At 37.7% G+C, this 5,744-nt stretch carries 7 protein-coding genes; 1 reads left to right on the forward strand and 6 read right to left on the reverse strand.

What is annotated here, in order from left to right:
- The first annotated feature begins 483 nt into the window (after positions 1-483).
- Positions 484-1,083, forward strand: a complete 600-nt coding sequence (locus WCM76_16565) for a hypothetical protein (GenBank protein MEI6767245.1) — start codon at positions 484-486, stop codon at positions 1,081-1,083.
- Between the two features lie 130 nt (positions 1,084-1,213).
- On the opposite strand, the gene WCM76_16570 is transcribed toward WCM76_16565, so the two are convergent.
- From WCM76_16570 to WCM76_16595, 6 genes are all read right to left on the reverse strand, one after another.
- Positions 1,214-2,074 carry a T9SS type A sorting domain-containing protein gene (locus WCM76_16570; GenBank protein MEI6767246.1) on the reverse strand — a complete coding sequence of 287 codons (861 nt, stop codon included), beginning with the start codon at positions 2,072-2,074 and terminating at the stop codon, positions 1,214-1,216.
- A 76-nt stretch (positions 2,075-2,150) separates the two neighbouring features.
- The gene (locus WCM76_16575) at positions 2,151-2,843 is read right to left on the reverse strand and encodes a hypothetical protein (GenBank protein MEI6767247.1); all 693 of its coding nucleotides are present in this window, start codon (positions 2,841-2,843) and stop codon (positions 2,151-2,153) included.
- Positions 2,844-2,943: 100 nt separating this feature from the next.
- Complete coding sequence (locus WCM76_16580; GenBank protein MEI6767248.1) at positions 2,944-3,366, reverse strand: hypothetical protein; 423 nt, start codon at positions 3,364-3,366, stop codon at positions 2,944-2,946.
- Positions 3,367-3,484: 118 nt separating this feature from the next.
- Positions 3,485-4,192, reverse strand: coding sequence for a hypothetical protein (locus WCM76_16585; protein ID MEI6767249.1), 708 nt, complete (start codon positions 4,190-4,192; stop codon positions 3,485-3,487).
- A 21-nt stretch (positions 4,193-4,213) separates the two neighbouring features.
- Complete coding sequence (locus WCM76_16590) at positions 4,214-4,735, reverse strand: hypothetical protein (GenBank protein MEI6767250.1); 522 nt, start codon at positions 4,733-4,735, stop codon at positions 4,214-4,216.
- Positions 4,736-4,999: 264 nt separating this feature from the next.
- Entirely contained in the window at positions 5,000-5,398 is a 399-nt protein-coding gene (locus WCM76_16595) for a hypothetical protein (GenBank protein ID MEI6767251.1), read from the reverse strand.
- Between the last annotated feature and the right edge of the window lie 346 nt (positions 5,399-5,744).

A 5,744-nucleotide genomic window follows, 5' to 3' on the forward strand; every position in this document is an offset into this window, starting at 1 on the left:
TCCCCGTGCCGGGGATAGGGCCGGGGTCAGGGGCTGCAAACGCAGCACAGCTGAACAGGTAAAAGGTGAAAGGTGAAAGGTTTTTTGCTTTCAGCCTTAAGCCTTTACCTTTCAGCCCGCTTGTCACGCGTTGCAAACGCGCGACAGCTGAAAATTATCGTATCCAAACTTTGCCAAATCAGTCACCCTATCCCCGTGCCGGGGATAGGGCCGGGGTCAGGGGCTGCAAACGCAGCACAGCTGAAGCTGACAGCCGACCCATATCCCTAAATCCTCCCGACAAATCGGAACAGGCTTTCCACATTAAGGCAGGTGATTACCTAATGATATCGTCCGACAAAGTCTGTCAATCCTGATCTTGAATGTGCCGAAAAAAAAGCCAGCCTAGATATGATAATATTTTGTATATTGCCACATGTTTCAACTATGAAATGCCCGACGGCGGGCACTGAAACATTATTAATCACTCAAAAACAGTAAAAGATGAAAACCAGAGAATTTGCAATTGGAATTTTGTTAATTACCATGAGTTTAAGTATTTATGCTCAGGATTATTTTATCGTGAAAAAGGATACTACCTTTTGTAAGAATTTAAGTTATAACACAACGTCTCAAGGATATTTGAGGTCCATGAAATATACTGATATGGATGGACAGGAGGTGTCACTTAAAGGCAGGGACAAGGTTCCTGACGTTCTTACATTTTTTATTGATGGTGTTTCTATAGATAAAACGCCTTTGGTGGCCAACAAACCCGATAGTTATATCCGTTATACGCAAAGGGCTGTAGATGGAGTATTAAAAGTCTATATTTCAGATCCGGGACAGACGGGAATGCAATATACCCCCGGAGCTGCCGGTGGCGACTGGAGTACGGGTGGCCCGTCCGGCACTTACAGGTTTTTTCTGAAAATGCCCAATGGAACCTATATTAAGGTTAACAGTCCGAAGAATATGAAAGAAAAGATTAAACCATTTCTGCTGAAGTGCGAAGAATTTAAAAAACAATACAAAGGTGATTTTAGCACAATGGAAAAGCCTTTCATAGAAATGATCGAATTGTATAATTCCTTATGCAATTAAAATCTGCCTGACGGCTCAGCGGCATTGTAAGATTGAGATATTTTCACCGGCGGCGTACGGATGATGTTTCATGTTTTAATGTACGATTACACTTCGTTGCCTCCTGCCCTGCACCACATGCCACTCCCCGTCAGGGTGTACCGCTCTTCAACACTTTCAGTACGGTCGCACTGTTATTGAAATCCGTTACCTTTAAGATGTAAACACCCTCGTTGTATGCCTGCAAGTCAATGCTGTTGCAGGCGCATTCAAGCAGTCTGCGGCCGCTTATATCATAGAGCTCTGCCTGTTTTACTTCTGTGCCGGCTATTGTGATAATATCCTGAGCCGGATTGGGTGTAATGCTGAATGCCGACGTTTCAATTTCAGCGCTGCCCACCGTTTGCCAGCAGTTACCTAAAGAATATGTGCCGCTGCCGTCAATTGCAAAAATGGTATCATTCCGTGAAAAACAGCTCAGGTTCGCCCACCAGTCAACCCAGGGAACTTCATTATAAAATAAGCCCTGCATGGAGCCTATGCCTTCAATAAAATCATTATCCACACCATAATTGCCCGGAATCCTGATTCGTTTATGATAGTGGTTTCCAATTAAGATACTGTCTACAGCGGTGACCACAAAGTCCATATACGTGCCGCCAATAGGCAGATGGGCGGTATCGCCTGCCTGAAGCGTAAAGTCATACAGCAAAAACTCAGTGGTGTCGCCGGCATATGTGCAGTAATACTTCGCGCTGTCCTGGCGCAACAGACAATAATACACAGGATCATTCAATTGATCGATGATGGTATAATGCAGACCGTTGATCAGGGTGTCGTTGCGCGATTTAAAATATCGGGGGTTGTGACTGACATTCTGAAATGGAAGCTCCACCTGAAAGTCCATAGTCCATGTGGCATTGCTTGCTGGAATGGGTATCATGCTTTGCCCAAACACCGCACTGCAGCTCAGCGCGAAGATGATAAGAATGGTTGTTGCAATGCGTGTCATGGTGGGGATTTGGTGTGATATGGTTTTGAAATTGCGGCTATGCTTGCAGTACGATTCCGTTGTTCTTTTGATTATTTTATTTTCTTGGAGTCATTTCGCGTAATGGACGGTTTTGATTATTACCTGAATTGCTTAAATCCGGGAAAATCCACAATTTACCACACTTAAGACATTTATACTTTTCACCCGAAATATATGACCCTTTCTTCATTAGCTTATATTCTCCGCAATAAGGACAGTTAACCCAGTAGTTATCCCCACTATCTTCTACAACTGCCTTTAGCAGTTCCGTAGGTTCTTCCGTTTTATTGTTGAGCATATTGTTCGCTGTCTTTCGCGAAACTTCAATAAAATCGCCTGTTCCATTTTTTGTGATACCCGTATTCTGAAATACGATTTTTGCAGTTTCTATTTCCGAAATCTTGATACTTATATGATAGTTATTATCAATAGGCGTAATGATAGCATAGCAAACATAATCTGCCTGTAAGAATTTTCCGATTTCCCGTAATTCGCTTTCGGAAAACTCAATATTAACTTCACTTCTACGGGCTTTAACTACTTTATTAACCTCTTCCCTCTCCAGCACAGTATAGCCACTTGTATTCACAACAATGCTGCTTAACTCTTCGCGCAGAATAGTTTTCAGTTCGTCTGATACGTTTTTACCATCAGGGTTGATAATGGCAACTTTTTTCAGATTATCCTGTCCGTTACACACCAACGCCCAGAAATTTAAAATCAAAATAACAGTAACGATTCGTTTCATAATAATAAGTGTTAGAATATCATTATTATTTCCATTTTATTTTCACCTGTTCTTCACAACCCCACCAATGCCTGTGGGGAAAAAATACAATCACAGCATATTAATCAGCGAATATATCAAGCAACACATCATCAGAGCCAATTTCCGATCTGAACCTTGAACTTCTGCAACCAATTTTAATTCTGATTTTGTCGTAACTGAGAACATGATAATCTCTGTTCCACCAGGTATACCGTTTGCCTCCCCAATTTTCTATAAAATTACAAATCTCAATCATTTTCCCACGCTGCAGCACGGTATTTTTAACTTCACCCGCCTTCCTCAGTTCCACTGAAAATAAACTGTCGGTTTTTATAATCCTTATAGTATGCCAACTCATTGGATTCGTTGCTCTGTCTCCTATTGGTTTTACATCAATGTACAGTATCTTCCCTTTGTCAAGCTTTTTAATCATGCCTTGCCCAAACACCACACTGCAGCTCAGCGCGAAGATGATAAGAATGGTTGTTGCTGTGGGTTTCATGGTGGGGTGTGGGATAAGGTTTTATAAATGGACTGCAATGTACTACTGCATTTTGCTCCTTTCAGCGCTGTGCTGCACAGCCTGGCTTGATTGTAGTGGTGAGATAATAGGTATTATGTTATTTTTTTTCATTTTCCAAATGAGGATATTCAACTACTTGTCCATCAATTTGATTTTTAAAAATTCCTTTTGCAATTAATTGGTTTATTGCCATTGAAACCAATTTGTTAGATACATTTAATTCTGCCGCCACAATTTTATGGATTCCAGTCTCCCAAGGCTGAACAGGTAGTTTATCTTGAATTTTAGCTAGAACTTCATCATCTAAAATCCGAGTACTGAATTCTCGAATATCTGAATTCTTGCTTTTCACTTTTTTCTCCTCAATTGCATTGTCAATTTCAACCAGTTTGATTAGTTTTTGGCTATCATATCTTCGAAGAATTTTCAAATAGTTCTTTATCTGTCTAAAAGAACCTGAAATAATATATTCTGTTTTATTCTCTCCAATTTCCTTTGAATAATCTAAAATTTCGCTGAAACTTGAAAACTCGTCGTTCGCCCAGAATTCAAAATTTGGGTCAATGCAATCTAGTTTTAAATTCTGGAGGCTTTCCAACTGAAACAGGACTCTCCTATCAAATGCTTTGGTCTTTTTAGAATTTTTATTGAATTCGTTTATTAATTGATAATTCATTTGGTTATTAACCATTTCTGCGAAACTCAAAAAGTCCGCCATGCATTCTAGAAGATAAGGTTCGTCAATAGTAATACCCTGTTTTGAAGAGTTATATTTCTCTCTAAATTGTTGATCAGTTTTACCCAAGCGATGAACTAATAAATGTCTTCAATCATGATATTCTTCCATTTTGCTCTTACCCGGTGCAAAGCAAGCAATATCAAAATCAAAATATTTTTTATAATATTTTATGATGTCAACAAATCCTCCACTAGATAAATTTCTACATTCCTTGTTAATTATTTTGGCAGAAATTTCCGTCGTAGATTTAAAAGACAATAATTCAGCTTGTGAAAATTTTGGAATAACATCTTGCTTTTTAAATGGTTCTCTACTCTCAAGAAAAGTTTCCCTGACAAGATCTATTAAAAATACTTCTAATGCAGAAACTAATCTGACGAATACAATCTCACATAGATTCTTTCGAAGTTCAACTTTTGCACGTTTATTATATTTGAAAAAATGCGGCTGCTTAATAAGCAAGCCTTCCTCAGTAGGTAAGTCATATGGAATTTTATTTATTCCACGAAAATTCAGAACCTCTTCTGTTTGATCATATGAATATATTGTCGCATTATAGAATGCTAATAATTTGTTGATGTCATGAGTAAATACTTGAATAGATTTCATCAATATTGGATATTAATAAATGCAACTAACTTTTTTTGGAGGCAGGATTATTTGCAGGTTAAATGCCCGTTTATATCAAACCGAAATAACTCTAAATAAATGTTTAACCACTATAACATCTATTATTTTTTTATAACTCACGCCAACTTTCCGAGGCCTGCTGTCCGGCTTTGGCTGTTGATTAATATTTCCTATTAGTCTTCAATCGACAATTGAAATACTTTTTTTTCTACACAACACAATGGTTTGTCTATTTTCCACAGTTTATTTCTTTTTAATCAAACCATTAAACGCATTTTCCATTTTTTTTAATTCTGCCTCATTTATCCTTCTATTAAAATTGTCAAAACAGTCTTTTATTATTGGCATTATCTTACTTCTCTGCTCATCAACTGGCAAGGAGGAAATTTTATCATACTCCTCTTTTGACATACTGCTTGTAACTTTATCAGTCGAGCATTCGCAATAGTCTTCAACAATCTCCGGGTATTTTTCACCCATTTCTTTTGTTGAAAAAATACAGTCTCTGACTTGATTATCGCGCTCGGTCTGTGTCCACTCCGTTTCAACTTCCTTACCTTTAATTAAGCTCTTTATTCCACTGTAAATTCCAAAACCACTTACCAAAATCAGGAATAAAATAAAGAAATGCTGTTTTTTCATCTGTGCTTTACTGCTTGCTTATAACTCGCCCTAATCTGCATTAATAATCCCCCCCAAACTTATCCACCCCAAATATATAAGATATTCAAATGCCGAACAAAAATTTTAGATTTTAAATGTTAAATTTTAAATTAAAAAAATGATTTTTTAATTCCACTTCACACACAAAAGGATTGAACAATTTAAAATTTAAAATTTATCATTTATAATTGTTTCTTCCGGTTTGAACACAGAATATTGGTCTTCCTCCTCTCAGCACAGGGATTCAGCCGCTTTGAACAATTTAAAATCTAAAATTTATCATTTATAATTGTTTCTTCCGGTTTGAACACAGAATATTGGTCTT

It is taken from the genome of Bacteroidota bacterium (assembly GCA_037133915.1).
Taxonomy (GTDB): Bacteria; Bacteroidota; Bacteroidia; order Bacteroidales; family CAIWKO01; genus JBAXND01.